This window comes from Achromobacter sp. JD-1, assembly GCF_038594925.1.
GTDB classification, from domain to species: Bacteria; Pseudomonadota; Gammaproteobacteria; order Burkholderiales; family Burkholderiaceae_B; genus Achromobacter; species Achromobacter spanius_C.
Genome location: NZ_JBCGCS010000001.1, coordinates 323,746 through 347,634 on the forward strand (window position 1 = coordinate 323,746; position 23,889 = coordinate 347,634).

Consider the following 23,889-nt stretch of genomic DNA (forward strand, 5'->3'; position numbering starts at 1 on the left):
ATGCGATGCGTTCCCGTTCTGTCGGTGTCGCTGCTGGCCGTGCTGCTGACCGCGTGCGGCCAGCAGCCGGCCGAAGACCTGGCCGCCACCTTGGCCGCCGATCCCGTGCGGCTCAAGGCGTTGCGCGCCCAATGCGCAACCGAACGGCGAGCCGCAGGCGAAGACGCCTGCCGGGCCGCCGCCGAAGCCTTCCGGCGGCGCTTCTTCGCCGGCCAGACCGGGCCAGACGAATACCGGACGCTGGCCGAACTGCCGCCGATCCCGCCCAGCTTCGACACGCCCGCCGACGACGCGCCGGAAGGCGATGCGTCGCTCGCCGCTATGGAGGACACGCCATGAATGACGTGACCATCATCGACAAATTCCTCGATACCTTTTCGCGCTACATCGACTCGGGTTTCGGGCTGCTGCATGGCGAAGTGGCGTTTCTTACCGCCACGCTCATCGTCATCGACATGACCATCGCCGGCCTGTATTGGGCCTTGAGCCATGCGACCGGCCAGGGCGAGGACGTGATCGCCAAGCTGCTGCGCAAGGTGCTCTACGTCGGTGCCTTCGCCTACATCATCAATAACTTCAACTGGCTGGCCGGCATCGTCTTCCGGTCGTTCGCCGGCCTCGGTCTGATGGCCGGCGGTTCGACCCTGACGATGGAAACCTTCCTGAAACCGGGCCGACTGGCGAAGACCGGCATCGACGCGGCCGCACCGATCCTCGACCAGATCGGCGACATGGCCGGCTTCCCCGAAGTGTTCGTGAACCTTGACCCCATCGTGGTGCTGTTCATCGCCTGGCTGGTGGTGATCCTTTGCTTCTTCGTGCTCGCGGTACAGCTTTTCATTACGCTGATCGAGTTCAAGCTGACCACGCTCGCCGGCTTCGTCTTGATTCCGTTCGCACTCTGGAACAAGACGAGTTTCCTGGCGGAAAAGGTGCTCGGCAACGTGGTGTCGTCGGGCATCAAGGTCTTGGTATTGGCCGTCATCGTCGGCATCGGCTCGGGCCTGTTCGCGGAGTTCCAGGTTCACCCTGACGAGCCTTCCATTGACCACGCGCTGGTCGTGATGCTGGCCTCGCTCGCCTTGCTGGCGCTCGGCATCTTCGGCCCTGGTATCGCCACGGGCCTCGTGTCCGGTGCCCCGCAGCTTGGTGCGGGCGCGATGGCTGGCGCGGCGGTCGCTGCTGTCGGCACAGGCGTTGCCATCGGTGCCGCCGCGACCGGCGTGGGCGGTGCGGTCATGGCCGGGGCGCGCATGGCGCCGGCCGCCGCGAAGCTGGCCGGGGCTGGTGCACGCGCCGCCACGTCGGCGGCTGGTAGCGCCCGGTCGGCATTCCAGGCCGGTTCCACCGCTGCGGGCGGCGGGGCCAAGGGCGTGGCGGCTGGCATCGGCAATGTCGCCAAGACCGGCGCGCAGGCAGCAGGCCGCCGCGCCGCGTCCGGCGCTTCCGCTGCCGGGCAGAAGGTGGCCGATTCCTTCCGTGCTGGCTGGAACGGCGCGGATGCCGGCGCTGCCGGTTCCGTCCAGGCCGCCGCAGGCGAAGGCGCGGGCAGCGCACCGAAGCAGGAGCAACCTGCTTGGGCCAAGCGGATGCACCGCCGCCAGCAGATCACCCATGCCGCGACCACCGCCGCCCACACGCTGCGCGGTGGCGACGGTGGCGGCTCGGGGCAAGGCCCGAGCCTGCGCCCCGATGAATGACTCGATACCTGACCACACAGGAGAACCCCTATGCGATTCAAGCGACCGCAGGTGCGCTATGCCGACACGCCGCAGCCTGCCACCCCGTATCAATCCGCCGCGCAGGTGTGGGACGACCGCATCGGCTCGGCCCGCGTCCAGGCCAAGAACTGGCGATTCATGGCCTTCGGCTGCCTTACGCTCGCGCTGCTGATGGCAGGTGGCCTGGTGTGGCGCTCGGCGCAGTCCATCGTCACGCCCTATGTCATCGAAGTCGATCAGTCGGGGCAGGTGCGCGCCGTCGGCGAAGCCGCCACGCCATACCGGCCCGCCGATGCGCAGATCGCGCACCACTTGGCGCGCTTCGTGACGCTGGTGCGCTCGCTGTCCATCGACCCCATCGTGGTGCGGCAGAACTGGCTGGATGCCTACGACTACACCACCGACAAGGGCGCGGCCGTGCTCAACGACTACGCCAGCAAGAACGACCCATTCGCCCGCATCGGCAAGGAGTCGGTGACGGTGCAGATCACCAGCGTGACCCGCGCCAGCGACACGTCGTTCAACGTGCGTTGGACGGAACAGCGATTCGTCAACGGCGCGCCCGCTGGCACCGAACGCTGGAACGCCGTGCTTTCCACCGTCCTACAAACCCCGCGCACCGAACAGCGCCTGCGCAAGAACCCGCTGGGTATCTACGTCAATGGCCTGTCGTGGAGCCGCGAACTGGATTCTTCCGAAGGAGCCAAGCCATGAACCTGTCTTTCCGCTTTTACGCTTTACCGTTGATGCTTCTTGTCCTGGCGGGTTGCGCCACGCAGGGAAAACCACCGCCGACCATTTCGCTCGATGAGCCGGTGCAAGCACAACCGCTGCCGGAACCGCCCAAGCCCGTCGAAGTCGTCGCCGTGCCCGAACCGCTGGCGCTGCCCGCGCAGTTGAAGCCGCTGCCCGAGGCAGACACGGCCCCGGCCACGCCGGAGCCGGCCGACGAGAAGGTGCGCGTCTCGCGCGCCAATGCCGAGGCACGCATGGCGCCGACCCATGAGGGCTACGTCAATGCGATTCAGGTGTGGCCCTTCACCGATGGCGCGCTCTATCAGGTCTATGCCGCGCCGGGGCGCGTGACCGTGGTTTCGCTCCAGCCGGGCGAAGAACTGGTGACTGTTGCAGCAGGCGATACCGTGCGCTGGATCGTCGGCGACACGTCCAGCGGCAGCGGCGATGCGCTGCGCGTCAATGTGCTGGTCAAGCCCATCCGTCCGGGCCTCAAAACCAATCTTGTCATCACCACCAGCCGCCGGACGTACCTGCTAGAGCTGACCTCGACGGAAAAGGCATGGATGGCGTCGGTGTCCTGGGACTACCCGAAAGACCGGATGCTGGCCTTGCAGCGCCAGTCGCAGGCGGCCAACGCCGCTGCGCCAGTCGATGCCGGCTTGTCGCTGGAGAAGATCCGCTTCCGCTACGCGGTCAGCGGTAGCAATCCGCCGTGGAAACCGCTGCGTGCCTTCGATGACGGCGAGAAGGTCTATATCCAGTTCCCGCCGGGCATCGCGCAAGGCGAGCTGCCGCCGCTGTTCGTCATCGGCGCGCAGGGCGACGGGCAACTGGTGAATTACCGCTTCCGCTCGCCGTACTACATCGTGGATCGGCTGTTCGGCGCGGCCGAACTGCGTCTGGGCGGTGATGGTGGCGACGTGGTACGCATCGAGCGCACCGATGGCGTGGCGCGGAGGAACTGACCATGAGCCAGGACGACACTCCCGACCTCGCCGCGCCGCAGGCGGCTCTCAAAACTCACGTTTTTTGATAAGGAATACAATGCTAATTGCGAACAACAACCTGCGGCTATTGCCCCGTCTCGTTGATGCAAGACCTTTCCGTGCCCCTAGAAACTTGGCTTCGCCAGATCGTGGGCGAGGCTGATATGCCGGCGCGCAAAGTCGGTTTAAGCCGGTTCAGCCTGACCGGCTATGTCGCCACCGCAAAGGCGGCTAAAGCGCAGGACGCGGAGTCCATGTTGGAACAGGACTTTCTTACTCTTCTTGAGTACGACCGGAACGTCGCGCGGTACCTGGCTCAGCCCTTCACGATCCGGTGGAGCGACTCCGGGCGTCGGCGCCGATATACCCCTGACGTGATTGTGAAGTACAGCTTCGTGGCACAGCAGAACGATCCTCATCTTCGTACGACGCTCTACGAAGTGAAACCGCTCGAAGTGCTCAAGCGCGATTGGCATGAGCTCCGTCCGAAGTTCCGAGCCGCGATTGGATGGGCACGGGAGTACGGGTGCCGATTCCACATCGTGACGGAACGTCAGATTCGGACCCCCTATTTGCGCAACGTGAAGTTCCTGTCGGGGTACATGACCGAGGACCTGCGGGAGGAGGCTCACAGCGTGGCTGTCGCACGTCAGACGGTGATCAAGGACACCTTGTCGGAGCTCGGGACCACGACGCCAAAGGCGCTCTTGGAAGCGATTACAGCGGACCCCATGATGCAAGCAGAACTGCTTCCTTGGGTCTGGAACCTTGTGAACTGCCAGAGGATCGGTGTCGATCTCATGCTGCCGCTCACAATGCAGTCTCCCATATGGCCTATCGCGTATATGGGCGGAGTACGTCAGGCATGAGAGCAACCACACTACGCGTAGGGCCTGGAACGATCATCAAGGTCGGTGACACCCTCATGTGCGTCAAGCGCTGGGAAACGACAACCAGCGTGCTGGCACGCGAAGTGGCGACTCTGCTGGACAGGGTCGTGCCTCTGGCCGAGATCACCCAGAGCATGGCGAACGACCAGACCGGCGACCAGATCGATCTCACCGCTGTCTGCGAGGAAGACTGGGACGCCGCCGTCGAGCGCTACCAAGCAATCAACCCATTGGTAGAAAGTCCAGGGCGAACCCTCGCTCGAGTGACAGAGGTAGCCGACGCCCTCGCTGTATCCGCCGCTACCGTCTATCGTTGGCTAGCCCGGGTTTCCCGGTACGGAACCGTGAGCTGCCTGCTGAGAAAGCAGCGCAGTGACAAGGGCAGCAAGCGGCTTGCCGAGCCGGTAGAGGCGATCGTGAGTACTGTAATTGCCGGGGAGTACCTGACGGACCAGCGTCGCAGCCCCACCGCGGCGCTGCGAGAGATTGAGCGGCTGTGCCGCCAACGCAAGCTGATTGCGCCAAGTAAGGGCACGTTGCTGCGGAGGATCGACGAGATCCTACCTGAAGAAAAGGTACGCAAACGTCATGGACGCAACGCCTCTCTCGACGTCCGAGCGACGCGCGGCACGCTACCCGGCGTGGACCACGTGCATGCGATCTGGCAGATCGACCATACCAAGGTCGACATCATGCTCGTGGACGAGAAAGACCGGATCCCGATCGGACGTCCCTGGATCACCGTCGCGATCGATGTTTTCACGCGCATGGTAGTGGGCTGGTACATCTCGTTTGACCCCCCTGGCACTTTGGCTACGGGCATCTGCATCGCAACGGCCATTCTTCCGAAGGACACTCCTCTCGCACGGCTGGGAGCGGACTACCCATGGCCATGCCAAGGTAAGCCACGCCTGATTCATACCGACAACGCGAAGGAGTTCCGGGGCGAGACGCTGAGGAACGCCTGCCAGGAGCATGGCATCAACATGTCGTTCCGTAAGCTCAAGAAGCCGAACTACGGTGCACACATTGAGCGCCTTCTTGGCACGCTGCTCAAAGAGATTCACAGCCTGGAAGGAACGACCTTTTCGAACCCGCAGGAGCGCGGCGAATACAAGTCAGAAGAACGCGCGACGATGACCCTGGATGAGTTCGAGCTGTGGCTCGCGAACCTGATCCTGCGTGTCTATCACCAGCGCAAGCACTCGGAGCTCGGATGCGCCCCCATCAAGAAGTATCAAGAGGGCTTGCTCGGCGACGGGTCGGTGCCCGGCATCGGCGTGCTTCCGATTGCCGCGGATCCGGAGAAGCTACGCATGGACTTGCTTCCGATGGAAGAGCGGACCATCCAACCCTATGGCGTCGTGCTGGACCACATCCAGTATCACGCCCCTGTGCTCGACAAGTGGATCGGCGCGCTTGATCCGAAGACGCGTAAGAAGGCCAGGAAGTTCGTCTTTCGCAGGGATCCGAGAAACATCAGCCAGCTGTATTTCTGGGACCCCGACGCCAGGCAGTACTACCAGATTCCGTACCGAGATATCAGGCGTCCGGCGATCAGCCTATGGGAGCTCAAGCGCATCCAGGGCTATCTGAATGACCGAGGGAAAGCGGACATCGACGAGGAGATGATCTTCAACGCCTTTGACGAGATGAAGAAGATCGAAGAGACATCGAAGACGCTCACACGCGCCCAGCGCATGAATCAGGAGCGAAGAAGGCGCCATGGAAGAGCGGTCCCCTCCCCCGCGCCGTCAACGGCGGAAGAAGCCCGACCGCTGCCTACAGGCAAGACGTTCGACCCTTCGGCAATAAAGCCCTTCGATGAGATCGAGCAGGCATAGATCCGCCCATGGCCATGCACGTGATTGAACTGTCGCGAGAAGACGAAGACCGAATCTTCCGCTTGAAGGGCAGCAGCTGGATCGGCTACGACCGCGCCGTGGCGATTCGTGCGCAGATGGACGCGTTGCTGCGTCATCCCAAGATGCACCGCATGCCCAATCTCGCGTTGATCGGGGAAACGAACAACGGCAAAACGATGCTGTTGCAGAATTTTTGCCGCCGCCACAATCCACCGGAAGATCCCAACGCGGAGAAGACGGTGCTGCCGGTGCTCATGATCGGCACGCCGCCCTCACCGGACGAAGGACGGCTGTACTACGCCATATTGGAAAGACTCAGCGCGGCAGGCTCCGCCCGAGAACCGGAAGACTCAAAGTTGCGCCGAATCAGGATCATCCTTGGTCATCTCGAGACCAAAATCCTCTTGCTCGATGATTTCTACAACATTGGAGCCGGCACGCCCGCAAAGAGGCGCAAGCTCCTCAACGCCTTGCGAAACATGAGCAACGATTTGCAGATGCCGATCGTGGTTTCGGGCACGCCCGAGACGCTCAACGTGATGTCCGTCGATCCATCGATCTCAAACCGCTTCAAACCCGTTTTCCTTCCCAAGTGGGACAAGCTGGAACTTGAGGAATTCGCACGCTTCGTTCTCTCCATCGAGCCCACACTGCTCCTGAAGAATAAATGTGATCTGCTCAACGAGGTCGCGCTGCATCGACTCCTGACCTTTGGGGAAGGCCTGCTAGGCGAAATCGTGGGTATCTTGAAGCTTCTGGCCGAATCCGCGATCCGGTCTGGCAAGGAATCGATCGACGCGGAGATGCTGACAAAGGGCCGGCTTTCGGCACTTGGGTGGGTCATGCCTTCGGATCGCTCGCGAAACTTTGAGCAGGTTTGACCAGGCCGGTCAGCTTTGGCTGTATCGCACCAAGCCTCAGGAAGACGAACTGCTCAGCTCGTGGCTGGTCCGGCTAGCCTGGGGCTCGGCGATCAAGCTTCAGCATCTGTGCGTGCATGTACTGGGTCAGTCACCCGGGTTTCTCTCCGCGGACATTGATCGAAACCCGCAAGAAGCGCTCCTCGCACAGCTCTGTGAGAGCACTGGCACTCCGCTCGCGCGCGGGTTGCAGATAGGCTTGGCATCGCTAGAGGGGCGGCTGTGGTGTTCGTTTCATAGCAGGGGTCCCGTTCCCTGGTTGATTCCCAACTACCGCGATGGACGCAGGCGGCTCAAGCACGGCCTGCAGTACTGCCCGCAGTGTTTGGCCGAAGACGACCAACCGTACTTCCGACGCAAGTGGCGCCTCGCCTTCAATGTGGTGTGCGAGCGGCATGGGCTCTTTCTGCGCGACGAATGTCCTCACTGTGCAGCGCCCGTGGTCTTCCATACCGGCGACTTCGGACGTCGCCTCCTATCAGCGGCCTCCCCGATTACCCAGTGCCCGAGCTGCCTGCTCGATCTGAGAAAAGACAGGGCGCCGTTGCGCCCCATCCCGGACAGGGCGCTCGTCGAGTTTCACACTCGCTTGATGTCGTGCCTGGCGGCGGGCCATGAGACCACGCTGCCTGGCGCGTCGCTCTACTCCTTCCTTTTCTTTGACGGCTTGCACCTTCTTTGCAGATTGCTTGTGTCGTCGGGCCGTGGAGGGCGACTGCGATCAGAGTTGCTCGACGGCGTCGACGACGCTTTACGCTTGGCCCGGCAGTCTGCCCCCGTGCGCTTTGAGGAACTCAGACTCGCAGATCGCGTACTTGCGATGACTATGTGCGAACGGCTGATCAGCCGATGGCCCTTGATTTTCGCAAGCGCGTGCAAGCGGTGCCGGCTCTCCAGCTCGTACGTCATCCGGTACGACGCATACATGCCGTACTGGCTCTGCCGGGAGCTGCGCTGGGAGCTCAACGACCGCGACTACGCTCCGTCGGAGGAGGAGCGAACTGCCGTGACTGCGTATTTGCAACGACACGGTCTGCCCGCTCATGCAGATGCTGTCGAGAGACTTCTGGGCACGCGGCACGCCGGCCAGCCTGCCATGCCCCGATGGAATCCGCGCGGGTCGCATGCCCGTTGAGGACGAACTACGGTGGAGTCCATCTCCATCCTGCGTACTTCGGCACGACCAAGCACGCTTCCACCATCGCAGGAAGGCGGGCTGGCAAAGATGTTCCGCACCCGCAGCAACAGCTTGCGGCTCAGCACTGCCGCGTCCCCTTGAACCGGCAGGGCCGCGATACCTCGACCGCCGGAGTTGCGACTCCCTGCCTAACGCACTGCCCGAAACGGCCGACGGCTCGACTAGTCGCACGGCATAATCTTTCCTTCCGAAACCCCACACCGGACAACATCCCAAACAGCCTTGTTCGAGAAGTATCCAGTGTGCGCCTTGACCGGGCTGGCGAATACGTGAAGCCAATCTCGGGCGTTCCGGACGAAAACATTCGTGAAGTGGATACCTATGCCATCGCTCGAACCAGCGGACTGGTACCACGGCGGCAGATGCCAAGTCAGAAGGTCGTTGGTGTCGTGGAACGCGACGATATCAAGGGTTGGAACCGACTGAAGCGATCTTTGATGAGCTTCAGCTAGTGCCTGTTGGCGCATCTGGCCGAAGGCATAGAACGGATTCCAGTAGAGGAGTTCTGGACTTGGCTGAGCGAGGATCGCATGCTGCCCCTCCGGCGAGGCCTGCGTATTTGCAGTGGCGGCTGAAGGGGGCACGCCGAAGGGGCTGGGCCCATGATGTGATCGAGCACCAGGCGGCACGTCTGCCAACCCGATCATGGGCAGCTGGTTGGCCAGCATGTAGAAGGCCGGCATGTGGGCCACCATGGTTCGGACCCCATCCCGAGCGGCATCAACCTCCTCTTTGGAGAAGGCGCTAGTCTTGGCCCGCTCAGTACCTGTCAAGTCCAGCAGCATGTCGTAGACGATCCGACTGCCTAGACTATGGGTGACTACGTAGAAGCGGTCGCTCTGGGGCAGCTGCGCAACACTTTCCCAACGACAGGACTGCTCATCGGGAGTGACGATGAGAGCGTGACATATCGCCTCAGCGACGCCACGCTCGATCGTCTTCCCATACGAACCGGCGTAGAGCATAGCGTCCGCCAACTCTCGGTCTAGGACTGTCTCCTTTATGACCTGGTTGATCCTCGCGCGATCAGGCGGTCTGGCCCCCTCCTGAATATCGTCATCGGGGCCTTCAGTGCACGACTGCCGCTCTCCGGCTTTCGGCGTTGCCGACGGCGAGTCATAAGCCAACTGGTTGCTCTTGAGCCACTGAGTAAGTGCCGACCATCGAATTTCGACCGCGTTGACTCGGTAGTCCTTACCTCCCTCCTGCCCGCTATCTGTCAGATGTAACTGGTAGTGGCCTACCGTGTAATCGACCTTGGATCGCGAATCGGTAGGCCCCCCGTGCGAGAAGACGCTGACGTCGATGTGCCTGGTTGTTGGGGGCTGCATGTCGAGCGATCGCAAACGCATGTAAGTCATCGCGTTCGCGTTCAGTACGCCTGATTGCGCGTCCAAGGCATAGCCCACGCAATGGTCGCCGACACCGTGAACGAAGATCACCCACATGGCCCCGTCCTGCGACGGGGGGGCGATTTCTCTCAGAGCAGGCACACTCTCACCGGCCGCTGCTGTGGCGGTCGCATTGAACACCATAGGACTCGATGAACAGGCGTCCAGCACTGCACTCACAGCCACTGCCCAAAGCAATTGAGAAACGCCCATAGAGCCTCCGCAAGATCTTGCAATCAGACGGTCATCACGATCGGTAGAGTCGTGAGCAGGACTGCGCGGGGGCTAGCCCTATGGTTTCAAGCCAACCGCCTTGTTCAACGATGAGGTCAGGTTCTTCTCTATGACATCCTGTTTGCCATGAAAGGCTTGGGCACCTTTGCTAAGGAACCAGGGCACCTTGCTCTGCGTGATGACGTCGACGACGAGTCCAGCCGAATTCGATTCGGGCTCCGTGGGCGGGCCCCTGTCCCACGGTGGCAGCGCAAAAAGAGCCGCCTGAGACGCCTCTACAAGGACCTCACACCGCCGACCCGGGCACTCCAACCGTTTTGTCACTTGCGCCGACTTAGCTCCCGGCGACAACGAGGCCGTGCATGTAGATTTGCCTTCCGGGGTCACAGTTGTGCAGAGCTTTGGTTCTTCAAACAACACGTACAGGCCTTCATCAGCAGTGGTCTTGGCCGTGTCGACTGAGTAGTCAAGTAGCTTCCCGATGTTCAAACCTCTGGTAAGGGTGACCTCGTTCTGTGTGACCACCATAACGTCCATTGTCACGCCAGCACTCAGGTGCACGGTCTTCTCGCTCTCGTTCCTAGACGACACATGACTCAAGTAGAGCCGTATCGGCTCGATACGCAGTTGTCGCGGATGGACCTCGCGGTCGTAGGTCACCTTGGCAACTAAGTCCATGGTCAGTCGTGTCCGATCAATCGTCTCGCCCTCTTTGCGGTCTGCCTGCGGGGGCGTGTAACGAGAGAGGCGGAAGCAGTACGAGCGCTTGGCGGGCCCGCTGGCCAGCGGCTGCCCGGGATAGGAGTTCGCGGGCAGAGTCACCGCGTAAGACGCTGAGGTAAGGGGACGCGAACCAAAGTGCACCAAGGGCGCATAGAAGTCGACCGCGCGGGACTTGAACTGGTCCTTTTGCGCGTAGCTGGCCACGTTGTTGGTGAGCCATGCGTCGACGTCAGATACGGCCAAATGCACTGCTTGCTGCACGAGCCACGCGCCGGCTGCAGCAGCCACGGGCGCAATCGCCACCGCGCTCAATCGCTCGTCGAGCGAGCCCGACTTGGAGGGTGTTGGCGGCAGCTCGGACCCTGAACAGCGGGCATACGCGGACGGCATGTCGGAGTTCAAGGGGTGCAGGTCTAGGTCCGCGAGCGCCGGCGCGTCCCCATCGTCCAGCGAATCGTCAGGCGCATTCGGCAGAGCCGCAAACATAGTCACGGCAGTCGCCTCGTCCCACTGCCGTGGGAACCAGAAATGGAGATCGCCACCGGCCGCGAGCCCGTCTTCTTCATGCGTGGTGGCACAGCCGGCAAACGCGAGCGACATCGCCATCGCCAGTACTTGAAACTTCGGTTTGCTCACTAAGCCTCCGATCTTCGCTTTCCCGCCGTCGCGTTGCCGCGAGAAGGCGCGCAGCGCCGACTTGCGCGACACCACGATTCAACATAGGCCCGACGACAGGTCTCTCCAAAGACGTGTCGCAACCCGCACCCGCGAAAAAACGCACGGGCGTCGTGCGAAAGCGATAGGTCGGTTGGGGGCTGGCGATTGGGCGCGAGGCCTGCGACGTGCGCCAAAGGCTCAGCTATACGGACGGGCCGAATGCATGAACATGCTGCGGTGCGTCTTGCCGCTGGACGGCGCGCTTCCCTGCCAACGACACAGCGCCGCTGACTGCCGTCGCAAGTGCTGGCGGTGTTCATCTGCCTGCAGCCTCTCCGTCACACGAGAAGCTGAACCAGTTGGTTCTCCTCGGAAAAGGCTCTATCTGCCACGAGGCCAGTCCCACACCGGCGCAACGAAATGGAGGTCAACGTCTCTTATAGGCGCGCGCAACCAGGAATTCCGACCGCCGCACTGAAGACTTGCAAAAGAAGCAAGCGCGCTCTCCGTATCGCGCGCAACGGCAACCGGCTAGCCGGACCTCGCCTCGTTGCCGCGACTTGCCGGTTTCCTGTACCGACCCTACCGATCTTGCTACTAACTCCGTCGGCGCGCATGAATCGACGCGATGCTGGCCGTGCATATGGGCGTGCTGCAGGACTCCCAGTAGTGGGATAACCGCATATGCGCGGAAAGCAGCCTCTGCAGCAATAGTTTGAATTTAAGTCTCTCTTAACTTTCTGAGGCAAAAACGGCAATAGCATACTTGTATGACATTTGAGCCCAATACACCGGCTCTGCGTCCGACGTTGCTGACACATACAAAACCAATGCTGCATCTTCGACGAGGCGGTGAATGCTCATTCTCCACAGCAGGAAAGTCATATTCTTGCGCTGCCGGAAAACGGCGAGCACTTCCCTGGAGATAGCGCTCTCTCAGTTCGCAGAAGAGGGTGACATCGTTACTCCCTTGTGCGCACGCGACGAGAGCCTTCGTCTGGAAAAAGGCGGAATCGCTCCACAAAACTATCTCGACAAAGACGGAGCGATCCGTTACTTCAATCACATGAAGGCTGCCGAGGTCCAGGAGCTGGTTGGGCATAGAACTTGGAATGCCTACTACAAATTCTGCGTCGACCGGAACCCTTGGGACAAGGTTGTCTCGCTCTACTACCACCGAAACAAGAACGAGCCGCGAGCCCCGTTCAGCACCTTCATAAATAGTGGCGAGTACAAAGACGCGCTCAACTACCCCATCTACACCATCAATGATCAGGTGGTCGTCGATCACGTGGCGCGCTACGAGGACATCGAAGGCGAGTTGGCCAAGTTGTCCGAAAGGGTCGGGCTGCCGCGACTAGCGTTGTCGAACGCTAAGAGTCAATTTCGCCCAGCGGAATCCGCGTATCGATTGGCGTTTTCAGACGACCAACGCCATGCGGTGGAGGACTACTTCAAGATGGAAATAGACCTGCACGGCTACCGTTTCTAAGAAGAATTCGTATAGCGAAGAAGGAGGGTGTGATGTCGGCAGTGTTCCAAGAGGTCGTCATACGCAGCACGAGCTTTCGCAATCGCATTTGGGTTCCGCCCATGTGCCAGTACATGAGCCCCGACGGCCTGCCGGAATCTTGGCATTTTCGGCACTATGGAACATTGTCAATGGGGCCAGGCGCCGTGATGGTCGAAGCTACCGCCGTTAGTCCATATGCCCGCGTCACCCCGTTTGACTTGGTGTTGGACGCAAATACCCCGCTCAACTCGTACGCCGCGCTTGCGAAAGAAATCGCTGCCGGGGGCGCTGTTCCGGGCATCCAGCTTTCTCATGCCGGGCGAAAGGGAAGCAGGAGCCGTCCGTGGGAGGGGGATCAGCCGATAGCGCTCGGCCAGGGCGGATGGAATCTGCTAGCGCCATCTCCAATTCCGTTTGGCTCCGGCTATGTTTGCCCAGACGAGATGTCCGAGGTCCAGGTACTAGAGACGATCCGCGAGTTCTCAGAGTCCGCTCAAGTCGCGGAAAGAGCCGGCTTCAAGATTATCGAAATTCACGCTGCTCACGGCCGCTTGATACATAGCTTCATCTCCCCTGTAGCCAATGAACGAAAGGACAGGTTCGGGGGTGACGAGCAAGGTCGTTTCCTTCTTCCCGTGTTGCTGGCCAGAGCCCTTCGCGCAGCGCTGAGCGAAACCACCATCGTCGCTTTCAGGTTGTCGTGCGTCGACTGGGTGGAAAACGGCATAGATATAGAGATGACGGTCAGGCTGGCTCAAATGCTCGCGCGCGAAGGTGTCGATCTCATCGATTGCAGCTCCGGTGGCATACGCCGGCCCCAACAAAAGAAGACCGGCCCTGGATATCAAGTCCCATTCGCAAGTCGGGTTCGAATGGCGGGGCTTGCGACTGCGGCGGTAGGGGAAATCACGACATTGGAAGAAGCTGAGGCGATCCTAGAGTCCGGAAGTGCCGACGTCATCATGATGGGGCGAAAGCTGCTCGGCGACCCGCTGTATCTCGTTCGCGAGATGGCGAGTCAAGGCGCCGCGGATTGTGTGCCGCCACCTTACCGGAGAGGACTACGCACTCCGGCGATCAAGCCTACAGAACACATTCCTGAACTGTAACCACATCACGCGGAGATACATGCTGTGCTCATCGAAGTTGCCGGCATCGACGGCTGTGGGAAGACGACGCTGATTCACGGGCTCCGGCGACTTATAAATGAGTCGGGACTGGCATTTGCATACGAACGGCCCTTTCAGAGCGACGGGGTACGGCTTCTTGAGGCCGCAGCTTCGGAGCAGCTCTCTGTGAGGAGTCGGCCGGTAAGGTTCTTCAGCAAAGAGATCGTCGAGTATGTACGCGCGGTCGAGTTGGTTACCGGCAGCAGCAGACTGCGACCCCATATCGGATCCAAGATGCAGTGGTTCTTCACTGACAGCTATATCCTTGAACAAGCAGCCCGTGGCATTCGCGCAGGGCTCGATATGGGCAAGTTCTGGCCGTTGCTCGGTCTCAGCGCCCAGCCAGACCACCGCGTTTTCATCCGGGTAACCGCGGAGGTGGCGGTGCAACGCATGAGTGCACGCGAGAAAGGCGACGCGATCCTTCTAGAAGAGCACCCCGTCAGGGAAGCCGCAAACCAAATAGCCGCTTTGGAGGCTGCCGCGGCGAACTACGGTGAAACGCTGATCGTTGTCGACGGGCACCAAGCGGCGCGTGATCTTCTGAAGGACGTTGCGGCCCGGATCGGACTATGACGACCCAGAGTGCATCTGGGCCGGACCGGCTATGGCCATGGTACTCCGACGACATCAACGACGAATTGACGAAGGTTCTGCGTCAAGGCGATCTCGGCGCCGTCGACATGCATCCCGCGATTTCAAAGCTGGAAAGGGCGTTTGAGGCGCTCGTGTCAGAGGAGGGGTCTCGGTCTTTCGCGGCTTTCTACTCCTCAGGAACCTCGGCTCTGCTTGCAGCCCTTGGTGCGCTCGATCTGCCATCTAATAGCGAGGTAATAGTTCCTGACGTGACGTTTAGGGGAACGGCCACTCCGTGCTGTGTGATGGGCTTGTCGGTAAGATTCGCGAAGACCGATGAGCTAGGCGGTTTGTGTCCCCAGGCCGTTGCCGAAGCGTTGTCCGACGACACTCGCGCGGTAATCGTTAACCATCAATGGGGCGTGCCCGCGGACATCGATACTCTGTGCGACCTAGCCAGAACACGCGGGCTAATGGTCATCGAAGATTGCTCGCACGCACATGGAGGGGTCTATCGAGGCCGAAAAGTTGGGGCTTTTGGAGACATTGCAGTCTTCAGCTGCGGCACGACCAAGCTCGTGTCCGGCGGACTGGGTGGCGTTCTAGTCACGCGCGACCGTCTGCTATACGAACGGGCGATTATCTTCGGTCAGGCGAAACATCGAGTTGCCGAGGAAATATCGGATCCTCGGCTGGACGCAATAGGGAGGCTCGGTGTCGGCCTAAACCTTCGAGGATCGCCGATCAGCGCCACGTTAGCTTTCGATCACTTGTCCAAACTCGGGCAGATTATCGAGGACAAGAACGCCAACCTCGAACAGCTGACAGAGATCGTAGCGCACCGCTTCCCTGCATTGGCACCGCTCCCCCGACGAGAGGGCTGGGAGACGGGCACCTGGTACAAACGTCCATTTCGATACAGCGGTCCACTGCGCACAGCGGAGCTAGTCAAGATTGCTGTCTCGTGCGGTTTGCGTGTCGAGGAAATCCCCCATGACCTGCCCGATCAGTTTGAAGCCGCGGAGCGTGCCTCTGCGCTTGTCACTCCGAACTGCGTGACCGCGTTCCGGCATAGCGTCAAGTCGCGATCGAATCTCCGTGACTATATTCTGTTCGACACCAGAGATTGCTACGGCGAATCGTTTCCATTGCAGGCGCTAGACGCGAAGCTCTCACGCCTCGCTATTGAACACGCCCAGAGGCTTTGAAAATGCCGGTACACATTCCTGCCGCGCTCGCAATCGCTCGGTCCTATGTGGCTCCATCGCGACCCGAAGGATCCATTGTAATGGGAGAGGCGGATCTCGGGTCGGTGGTGCAGCACAAGCTTGTCGGCATAGCGTTGCACCTGGTCGAAACAGGGGCCCTCACTACATCCTCAAAACGACTTGGATCAGCGCTCAGACATATTAGAAGCGGGCAATGCGCCTATCAGAACGCGATGCTTGACGAAGCGTCCGCCATTTGTGTGGAAGCAGCACGGATGGGCATTCGCGTCGCTGTCCGCAAGGGACCAGTCGTAGCCAGCTGGTTCCCAAGAACCGGGGACCGTCAGTTCTCGGACATCGACCTACTGCTTGGCGATCAAGATAAGGCGGCGATCACGAAGGTTCTGGAGGCCCGTGGCTACGTGCCTGGCCTGTATTCGTTCGCAACAACGAGCTTGGCCTCCCACTCCAGGGCCACGCAGATCAGATATGCACTCTCCCCGGACCACTTGCCGCACTTCGCGCGGCTTGACGCTGCAGCGCCATGCGGCGGATTCAACGTGGACGTTGCCTTCACCATAGGGTGGCACAAGGACCAGTTGGCTCTCCCGCTCCAACAGATCCTGTCGCGCTTTGAGTATTGCGACGCGCTCGGGATTCCGCGCCTCACGAATGAGGACTGTGCGGTTGACACGTTGCTGCATGCCTTCCGTGAGACATTTCTTGCTGGAACCACAGCACCGAAGCCTCCTTCGCTACAGCTATTTGTTGACTGCAGGTTCGCCTTGGCGCAGCTCGCGCAACGTGGAGACCGTGGTTGGGCGCATTCCAACCGGCTGGCGATGATGGTGGCATGGATGGACATCGTTGTCGGCCATGTCCTTGACGTCAGCCCCTTCAGCATCGGCGACGCAGCGGAATTACCCTGCGAACCGTGGAACCACAGCCTGCGCGAGGACCAAGTAGTTGAGGCGCCGGACATTCACCGCCGCCTGGGCCTTCTCTAAAGAGCCGTGGACGATCTCTTCTCACTGTTCGCGCTCACGCTCGCGGCTTTCTATGTCGTCGCCGCACCAATTGTGGGCCGCGACTCGGCAAAGTTACGGGCGGCCATGGTTATTGTTGTCCTGTTCTTCTCTTGTCGTTACATGCTCTGGCGTGGGCTGGTGGTTTATGACCGATTTGAGCTCACGCCCACATTCGTTGCGATGGTCATCTTCTTCTTGGCCGAGGCGTTCAACTTCCTCATTGGGTTCAGAAATACTCGCGTACAGCGAGCCATTCGGAGCCGCTCGCGCGACGCAGATCAACAGTGCGGATGGTGGAAGGACGCCCCACCGGCCGTCGCAGTGCTCATCCCCACCTACAACGAGTCGTATCGCGTCCTGGAGCGTACGCTTGTTGGTGCCGCGAACCTGGACTATCCGGACCTTAGAGTCTTCGTGCTCGACGACGGGGCCAGACCGTGGGTCGAGCGGTTGGCGCGAGAGTTTCGTTTTGAATACGTTTCAAGGGAGGACAACGCCGGCTTCAAGGCGGGGAATCTGAACAACGGACTTCGAAACATGCGGGAGTCGGGCTACCGACCGGAGTTCATTGCCGTCTTCGATGCGGACTTTGTCGCCAAGCCGATTTTCATTTCCAGAACGCTGTCTCTCTTCTCACCGGGATATGGGGGGAGGATCGGCATGGTTCAAACCCCACAGTATTTTTTCAATCCGGACCCATTTCAGTACGCATTGGGAGCTCAATCCAGGATTCCGGACGAGCAGCGCAATTGGTTCGATTTTCGCCTCGCCTGCGCTGACGCAAACGGTAGCGTCATTTGTTGCGGCACGTCCTTCCTGGCTCGAATGGATGCGCTCGATGAATGCGGGCACTTTCCGACCGAGTCAATATGCGAGGATGCTTTCACATCCGTAGTCATGCGCCGCAAAGGGTGGGCAACGGCATATCTGAACGAAGTGCTAAGCATGGGGCTGGCGCCCGAAGGGGCCGCCGAGTATCTGACTCAGCGCTATCGTTGGTGCGTTGGCTGGCTGCAGATCTCCCGCATTCAGTGGCTGCGCCACGGCGGCAAGGTAACTGTTAGAGACAGGCTGAAGTTCCTGGAGCAAATTGCCCGGTGGCCGTATCCGAGCGTAATGCGAATCTGCTGGGCGCTGCTGCCGATATCTGCGCTTTTCGCTGACGCTACCGTGTACGCCGTTACGCCCGAAGAGTATCTCGCCGTGATCCTGCCACTGACGGTCGGCAGGCTCGGCCTGAACTGGCTCGCTGGTTTCTCTCTCATGCCGTTCTTCTCCGACGGCCAGGTCCTGTTCCTCGCGCCGACCATCCTAAAAGCCAGTTGGCGCTTTGCGACCGGGAGAGAGGCGGAGCGTTTCTCCGTTACCGAAAAGGACGTGAGCCGAGAGGACTGGGTTTTCCACTGGAAGCTAGCGAGAATCCCCGGCACCCTTCTCATTGCAACCATGCTGACATTGATGGTCACGGTGCTGGACGGCAGCGAAAGTGCGAGCCTGGGGAAGCTGGGAATGATGTTCTGGGCAATGATCAATTGCTTCGGATTCTACGTCGCTCTTATCCCGTGCTTTGAGCCTCCGCAGACCCGTCGCTCATGCCGGTTCGCTCCTGCCGGTAGCGCGGCAACAGTATCCGTTTCCGGCTACTCGCCGGAGATCGCCCAACTCGGCAAATTGATTGACGTTTCGGAATTCGGGGCTCGGCTTAGTCTCCCTATGCAAATGCAACCGCAGGTCGGCGATCGACTAATGGTTGGAATCGGAGGGTTGCATGAGCGCCGCGTTCGGATTGTGCGGAACTACGGTGACGGGGGTATTGGCGTGGAATTTGAACAGGGAGACGCCGAGAGGCGCGAGCTAATTTCGTGGATATATTGCCACGGCGGCCTTGTGCAGGAGCGCCGCACGTGGAGATTCTTTGGCGCAATTGGAGCAGTCGTTAGGCACGCACTGGGCCGGACACCCCATAGGAAGCAGGGGGATCGAAAGGTGGCCGCGGAGATGTCGCAATGAAGCAGGCGAGCTGGAACAAGCTGGGCTTTGTGATTTTCAGGGCGAGATTTCTACTTTCGCTCGCCTTGGTCTCATTGGTTGGGGGGTACGTATATGCAATGTACTTCAGTCAATCCGCGATGTCGGCTGTTCTGTGCGCTCCGGTGCAGGTGTTGATGGCCCCGATTAAAGGGCGCGTAGGAATGTTGAAGCAATTGCGCCCCGGCGCGTTCGTCGATGGCGGAAGTCCGCTGATCGAGATTATCGACGGCCACTTTGATTCGAGGCAGCTAATCGCCCTCCAGCGCGAGGTCGCCATCGCGGAGGACGATGTCAATAAGGCAACGCTGCGACTGCGCGCCCTGGAGCAAACACAAGCGGAGCAGCAGCGCAAGCTGATGTTGGCGCGTGGACTAAAGAAGACCGTACTGGGAGAGCGAACCCAGGCCGCTGCCGCGGCCGTACGGGAGGGCGAGGCAGAGATCGAAGCGCTGAAGACCGACTTGGCGTCAAAACGGCTGCTTGAAGAGGCGGGGTTCTACTCCCACACCGCGATAACGCGCGCTGACCACGAGTTGCGGGCTGCCGAAGAACGGAAACAGAAACTGGAGCGAGACTGGGCCTCCGAAGCAGCAGTGAAGAATGGTGCCGAAGTTGACATTGGCTTTGACGATGACTCCGGTCCGAAATTGGGCCTTCTCGAAGGTGCCGTGTTGGCGACCAAGCGGGAACTGCAGAGCGCGGCCCTGGACCTCGCGTCCGCGAAGAAGCATCTGCGGACATTGCTGGACTCAGAGGGTGCGCTTGCAGCGGCGAACAACGGGCTTCGAAAGGCGACTTTGGCAGCCGGCCAAAGCGGTCGGATAAATACCGTGCTTGTGGGGAGCGGAAGCGAGGTGCCCGCTGGCGAAAGACTCGCATCGCTTGTGGATTGTCACCACCCCTACGCCCTTGGAGTGATCCCCGAGAGGCAGCAGCGGCGCGGATGGCGACTCGGCGATGCAGTGCGTGTGGAGGTGAGCGGCTCGAAATATCGGGGGGAGGTCGTGTCGGTATCCCCCGCACCGCTCGTTGGCATCGGCATGTACCCAGCAATCGATGTCATCTCTTCGAAACCGGATGCGAAGAGTAGCGTCGCCTATGTCCTGGTGAAGATTGCGACTCCGCCAAAGGGACTTCAGACCACCTGCCCGGTTGGCTCATACGTTGAAATGGAACTCATCTAACTGGCGCGTTTCGCCTGTCCTCGAGAAGACAAAGCATGAACACGGTACTGGCACAGATCCTGGGCGACATTCTTTCCGTTGATCGACCATTGGACGGAAGCGAGAGTTTGTCCACCCTAGGATTGGACTCGCTCTCAGTCATACGCTTGGTCGTGAAAATCGAGGAGGATTTGCACGTCCGCTTTCCTGAGGAGGCGCTGCAGGCAAGCACATTCTCGACTGTCAACTCGCTTTCGGCGGTCGTGTTCGATCTCGTTCAGGAAAAGGATATATGAGCGAGCGAGCGCTGCCGGAGCGCACCCGCCTTGCTGCTCGAGAGAACGCGGCGGAGGTGGACAACCGAGGAATATTCCCGGAGCACGCCGTACGAAGTCTCAGAGAAGCTCGGCTCCTTTCAGCCCCGTTTGGCATGCATCCTTTGACGACCAGCGCAGAGGTGGTCGAGGGCTTAGGGACGGAGTGCCTTTCCACCGCGATGGTATATGCCATGCACGTGCAGCAGGCCTGGGCTGTCCGTTCGGTAGAGGAATGGCTAGAGAGCGGTCTTGTTCGCGAGTTCAGGCAGAGTGAAACGCTGGTGGCAAGCGTGACGAGCGAGTACGGCAAGGGCGGAGACGTAGCCAAAGCGCTTGCCCCGTTGGAGTACGCCGGTGCACATGTATTGGTCCGGCGGAAAGCACCCATTGTCAGCTACGGAGAGCACGCCGATAGCTTTCTCATTCTTATGAAGAGTGGGGCCGAGGCATCTGACCGTGACATCTGCTTGGTGATCGCGTCCAGATCCCACGGCGTTACCCGTGCCACGGGCCCTTGGGATTCGTGCGGGATGCGCGGCACGCGCAGCGTGCCGATGGAGTTCGACCTCCGCGTGGGGCGTGAGCGGGTTGCAGCACAGAACGTTGGCGCCGTCATCGCCCAAGCGTTTGTACCCGCGGGCCACATCGCTTGGGCTTCTGCTTGGCTCGGCGCGGCGACCGGACTTCTTACCCAGTCTCTAAGAGTGGCTGCGGATAGCTCCCGCCTCGGCGCGATGCTGACCTCTGATGCATGCAGGGACACAATCGGCAGAGTCAGGGCCGATCTCGCCGCTATTCGAGCGCTAAGGGATCGATGTCTTAATGGCTTCGAACAGATTCAGCTCGGTCGGCGCCCATACGACTACGAGTTCGCCCAAGAGATTTCCTGCCTCAAGGTATTCGCGTCTGAGACCGCCCTGAAAGTAGCTCAAGCCCTGCAGGTTCTCGCTGGGGCTCACAACGGATACGTGCGGCCGGCCGCCGTCCCGATCGAGCGCACCGTACGCGATCTGCTGGCCGCTCCGCTTATGTACCCCAACAGGCTACTGACGAGCGCCATCGCATCGCTGGAGGCCGCACGAATCAGGGAAATTCAAGGCCCAATCATCTAGATGGGGGCGAGAGGAAAAATGCGGCAACTGGCTTCGATTCGGTTCATCGCAGATGGGACCACCTACGACCACCACGGACTCAATTGCTGGCGTGTCAGCAAAGGGTTGGCTGTTGAGCATCTGCTTCCCTACGGCTACGAGGCTTATAATTTCGCGCTGGCAACGATCGATCATTACATTACAGGGAGCCCTTCTTCGCGCTCGGTCGAATCGATGTTCTTTGGTGCGGGAGAAACGCAATGCATTGCCGAAGCACTCGGCATCTCCTTGGAAGTAGCGGCCGTCCCTGCGGCACTGGGTGCCACGCTCAAGTCCCTGCTCGAGGCGGGGCAGCCCGTGTTAGTGCCATGCGTCAAAGGCCCGGAACTGAAATTCGCCGCGAACACGGCTGGAACTCATTTGATATTGGTCCGCGCTCTCGACGAGGAGACGGGCGTCATTGGAACCGTTGACAACTCACAGCTCATCGGCCTCATAAAAGCTGCGCACGCACAGCGTCTCTTTGATTTGCTAGGCGCGGAGTTCGACTCCGGCAAGAGGACTCTGTACGACGTCCTTGGTGACGTCTATGCCGAGCACTTCGACACCCTCGGGCGCCTATCTCTGTTCCATGAGCAATTGTTTAGCGAAGCGACGCACGGGGCGCCCTATGTTCTCACCGCCAGAGTTCGACGCGACTTCCGAGCCCTGCCATCGGTTGAAACGGTCGTGGCAAACGCCATTGGGCGAATCGAATCGGTTAGTACTGCGGTCGAACGTAAGGCCGTTCTCGTCGGCGAGGCTTTTCGTGCCGCCCAAGGCAACGAAGATCGCCTGACCAAAACGCTGCGCTTCCTCGCCAACCAGCGGAGCTGGGCAAGATGGTTGGGGACCATTCTCATGCGAAGCGGATTTTGCCAGCCCGCCGATGTAAACTCGCTGCATCACCTCGCTGACCAGGCGGCACAAGGTTGGCGTGACTATTTCCTGCGGGCGGCCATCGGTCGCCGAGCCGCGGAGTCGGTAAGGGTCGTGGAAGAAAGCGAACAGAGGCTGATCGAATTCATCCGGGGCCGCTGCGCTCCAATGTTGTCAATAAACAATCCCGATAGCGAGAAATTCGCAGTCTAATTCTAGCGAGGCACAAATGAAGGTTACGTTTTCCGGCCGTCTGACCCAAAACCCGACAGTGATTGAGGTTCCTGGCGACAAGTCCATCTCTCACCGCGCGGTGATGCTCGGCTCTCTGGCTAAAGGGGTTACCACGGTTCGGAAGTGCTTGCTGGCAGCAGACGTGGTCAGCACCATCGGAATGATGCGAGCCATGGGAGTAAGCATTGAGATTGCGAACGGGCAGGTAACCATCACTGGGGCCGGCGAGAGTGGGCTCACGCGGCCAAATGCGGAACTGGACGCGGGCAACGCGGGTACTGCGATGAGGCTTATGGCCGGAATCTTGGCCGGGCAGCCCTTCGAAAGCGTGCTGGTTGGAGACCATTCTTTGTCGAAACGGCCGATGGGGCGTGTGGCGACCCCCCTTGGCCAAATGGGGGCGCAAATTCAGCTGTCAGCTTCCGGGACCGCTCCGATGAGGATCACCGGCACGCCAAAGCTTCGGGGCATCACTTACGATTTGCCCGTGGCCAGCGCCCAGGTGAAGTCGGCGGTACTGTTGGCCGGCCTCTATGCGGATGGAGCCACCACCGTGATAGAAAGGAAACCCACCCGCAACTACACGGAAACCATGGTGGCCGCCTTCGGAGGCAACGTCTCCGTCAACGGGCAAGAAATCCAAGTGGAGCGAAGCAGCCTGAAGGGCCGGGACGTTGTTGTTCCCGGCGACATATCGTCCGCAGCCTTTTTTATGGTGGCGGCTGCTATCAATCCTGGCGCCTCAATTACCATCAGGAACGTGGGAATAAATCCGACACGCACCGGCATTGTGGACGCACTGCGGCTCATGGGCGCGCGGGTAGAGCTTTCGGACCGCCGCAGCTCTGGTGGAGAGGAAGTCGCTGATATAACGGTCACCGGTGCCGAGCTGTCCGGAATCGAGCTCGACGCGGACATCGCGCCCCGGATGATCGACGAGTTCCCCGTGTTCTTTATTGCCGCGGCGTTTGCCAACGGGACCACTGTAGTGCGCGGAGCGGAGGAGCTCAGAGTTAAGGAAAGTGACCGTATTGAGACCATGCTCGTCGGGTTGCGCCAGCTTGGCGTAGTCGTCGAATCCAAGCCCGACGGCGCCGTGATATCGGGCGTGGGCAGTCGAATGCTCAAGGGCGGTGTCTCAATTGAGACGGCGTACGACCACCGAATCGGGATGGCTTTCGCCATCGCCAGCTCCCGCTGCGAAGACGGGATAACAGTCGTGGATGCGGAGGCGATCGGGACGTCGTTTCCGGGCTTTGGAGATCTGTGCGCCGGCTGCGGTCTGGCGAGCTCGCAATAAGCAATCTCATCACGAGGG

Annotated in this window: 21 protein-coding genes; 19 read left to right on the plus strand and 2 right to left on the minus strand. The window is 60.4% G+C overall.

Going from position 1 to position 23,889, the window contains the following annotated elements; translation table 11 throughout:
• From WBR68_RS01510 to WBR68_RS01545, 8 genes are all read left to right on the plus strand, one after another.
• Positions 1-339: a hypothetical protein gene (locus WBR68_RS01510; protein WP_023082471.1), complete on the plus strand. Its 339-nt coding sequence runs from the start codon at positions 1-3 to the stop codon at positions 337-339.
• Positions 336-1,700: a P-type conjugative transfer protein TrbL gene (gene trbL / locus WBR68_RS01515; protein WP_023082472.1), complete on the plus strand. Its 1,365-nt coding sequence runs from the start codon at positions 336-338 to the stop codon at positions 1,698-1,700. The genes WBR68_RS01510 and trbL overlap by 4 nt, the downstream gene beginning before the upstream one ends.
• A gap of 30 nt (positions 1,701-1,730) precedes the next feature.
• Positions 1,731-2,435 (plus strand): conjugal transfer protein TrbF, encoded by a 705-nt coding sequence (gene trbF, locus WBR68_RS01520; RefSeq protein WP_023082473.1) that lies wholly within the window; start codon positions 1,731-1,733, stop codon positions 2,433-2,435.
• Positions 2,432-3,424, plus strand: coding sequence for a P-type conjugative transfer protein TrbG (gene trbG, locus WBR68_RS01525; RefSeq protein WP_023082474.1), 993 nt, complete (start codon positions 2,432-2,434; stop codon positions 3,422-3,424). The genes trbF and trbG overlap by 4 nt, the downstream gene beginning before the upstream one ends.
• Before the next feature lie 125 nt (positions 3,425-3,549).
• Positions 3,550-4,314 carry a TnsA endonuclease N-terminal domain-containing protein gene (locus WBR68_RS01530; protein WP_230693370.1) on the plus strand — a complete coding sequence of 255 codons (765 nt, stop codon included), beginning with the start codon at positions 3,550-3,552 and terminating at the stop codon, positions 4,312-4,314.
• Positions 4,311-6,179, plus strand: coding sequence for a DDE-type integrase/transposase/recombinase (locus tag WBR68_RS01535; protein ID WP_230693371.1), 1,869 nt, complete (start codon positions 4,311-4,313; stop codon positions 6,177-6,179). Before WBR68_RS01530 ends, WBR68_RS01535 begins: the two co-directional genes overlap by 4 nt.
• An 8-nt stretch (positions 6,180-6,187) precedes the next feature.
• Positions 6,188-7,081, plus strand: a complete 894-nt coding sequence (locus WBR68_RS01540; protein WP_230693372.1) for a TniB family NTP-binding protein — start codon at positions 6,188-6,190, stop codon at positions 7,079-7,081.
• The gene (locus tag WBR68_RS01545; protein WP_230693373.1) at positions 7,068-8,255 is read left to right on the plus strand and encodes a TniQ family protein; all 1,188 of its coding nucleotides are present in this window, start codon (positions 7,068-7,070) and stop codon (positions 8,253-8,255) included. Before WBR68_RS01540 ends, WBR68_RS01545 begins: the two co-directional genes overlap by 14 nt.
• 224 nt (positions 8,256-8,479) lie before the next feature.
• On the opposite strand, the gene WBR68_RS01550 is transcribed toward WBR68_RS01545, so the two are convergent.
• The gene (locus WBR68_RS01550; protein WP_230693374.1) at positions 8,480-9,922 is read right to left on the minus strand and encodes a hypothetical protein; all 1,443 of its coding nucleotides are present in this window, start codon (positions 9,920-9,922) and stop codon (positions 8,480-8,482) included.
• 78 nt (positions 9,923-10,000) lie between these two features.
• Positions 10,001-11,374, minus strand: a complete 1,374-nt coding sequence (locus tag WBR68_RS01555) for a hypothetical protein (RefSeq protein ID WP_230693375.1) — start codon at positions 11,372-11,374, stop codon at positions 10,001-10,003.
• An 805-nt stretch (positions 11,375-12,179) separates the two neighbouring features.
• Here WBR68_RS01555 and WBR68_RS01560 point away from each other — a divergent pair.
• From WBR68_RS01560 to aroA, 11 genes are all read left to right on the plus strand, one after another.
• Positions 12,180-12,815, plus strand: coding sequence for a sulfotransferase family 2 domain-containing protein (locus WBR68_RS01560; protein ID WP_230693376.1), 636 nt, complete (start codon positions 12,180-12,182; stop codon positions 12,813-12,815).
• 32 nt (positions 12,816-12,847) lie between these two features.
• Positions 12,848-13,945, plus strand: a complete 1,098-nt coding sequence (locus tag WBR68_RS01565) for an oxidoreductase (protein WP_230693377.1) — start codon at positions 12,848-12,850, stop codon at positions 13,943-13,945.
• A gap of 24 nt (positions 13,946-13,969) precedes the next feature.
• On the plus strand, positions 13,970-14,581 hold the full coding sequence (locus WBR68_RS01570; RefSeq protein ID WP_230693378.1) for a hypothetical protein: 612 nt from the start codon (positions 13,970-13,972) through the stop codon (positions 14,579-14,581).
• Positions 14,578-15,789, plus strand: coding sequence for a DegT/DnrJ/EryC1/StrS family aminotransferase (locus tag WBR68_RS01575; protein ID WP_230693379.1), 1,212 nt, complete (start codon positions 14,578-14,580; stop codon positions 15,787-15,789). Before WBR68_RS01570 ends, WBR68_RS01575 begins: the two co-directional genes overlap by 4 nt.
• An 80-nt stretch (positions 15,790-15,869) precedes the next feature.
• Positions 15,870-16,796 carry a nucleotidyltransferase family protein gene (locus WBR68_RS01580; protein WP_230693380.1) on the plus strand — a complete coding sequence of 309 codons (927 nt, stop codon included), beginning with the start codon at positions 15,870-15,872 and terminating at the stop codon, positions 16,794-16,796.
• A gap of 6 nt (positions 16,797-16,802) precedes the next feature.
• Positions 16,803-18,827: a glycosyltransferase gene (locus WBR68_RS01585; protein WP_230693381.1), complete on the plus strand. Its 2,025-nt coding sequence runs from the start codon at positions 16,803-16,805 to the stop codon at positions 18,825-18,827.
• Positions 18,824-20,032: an HlyD family efflux transporter periplasmic adaptor subunit gene (locus WBR68_RS01590; RefSeq protein WP_110238521.1), complete on the plus strand. Its 1,209-nt coding sequence runs from the start codon at positions 18,824-18,826 to the stop codon at positions 20,030-20,032. The genes WBR68_RS01585 and WBR68_RS01590 overlap by 4 nt, the downstream gene beginning before the upstream one ends.
• Before the next feature lie 35 nt (positions 20,033-20,067).
• Positions 20,068-20,307, plus strand: a complete 240-nt coding sequence (locus WBR68_RS01595) for a phosphopantetheine-binding protein (RefSeq protein ID WP_110238520.1) — start codon at positions 20,068-20,070, stop codon at positions 20,305-20,307.
• Positions 20,304-21,440 (plus strand): acyl-CoA dehydrogenase family protein, encoded by a 1,137-nt coding sequence (locus WBR68_RS01600; protein ID WP_110238519.1) that lies wholly within the window; start codon positions 20,304-20,306, stop codon positions 21,438-21,440. Before WBR68_RS01595 ends, WBR68_RS01600 begins: the two co-directional genes overlap by 4 nt.
• Before the next feature lie 18 nt (positions 21,441-21,458).
• Positions 21,459-22,550, plus strand: coding sequence for a hypothetical protein (locus WBR68_RS01605; RefSeq protein WP_016495554.1), 1,092 nt, complete (start codon positions 21,459-21,461; stop codon positions 22,548-22,550).
• 16 nt (positions 22,551-22,566) lie between these two features.
• A complete protein-coding gene (aroA, locus tag WBR68_RS01610) occupies positions 22,567-23,871 on the plus strand; it encodes a 3-phosphoshikimate 1-carboxyvinyltransferase (protein ID WP_016495555.1) in 1,305 nt (434 codons plus the stop codon).
• Positions 23,872-23,889 lie beyond the last annotated feature (18 nt).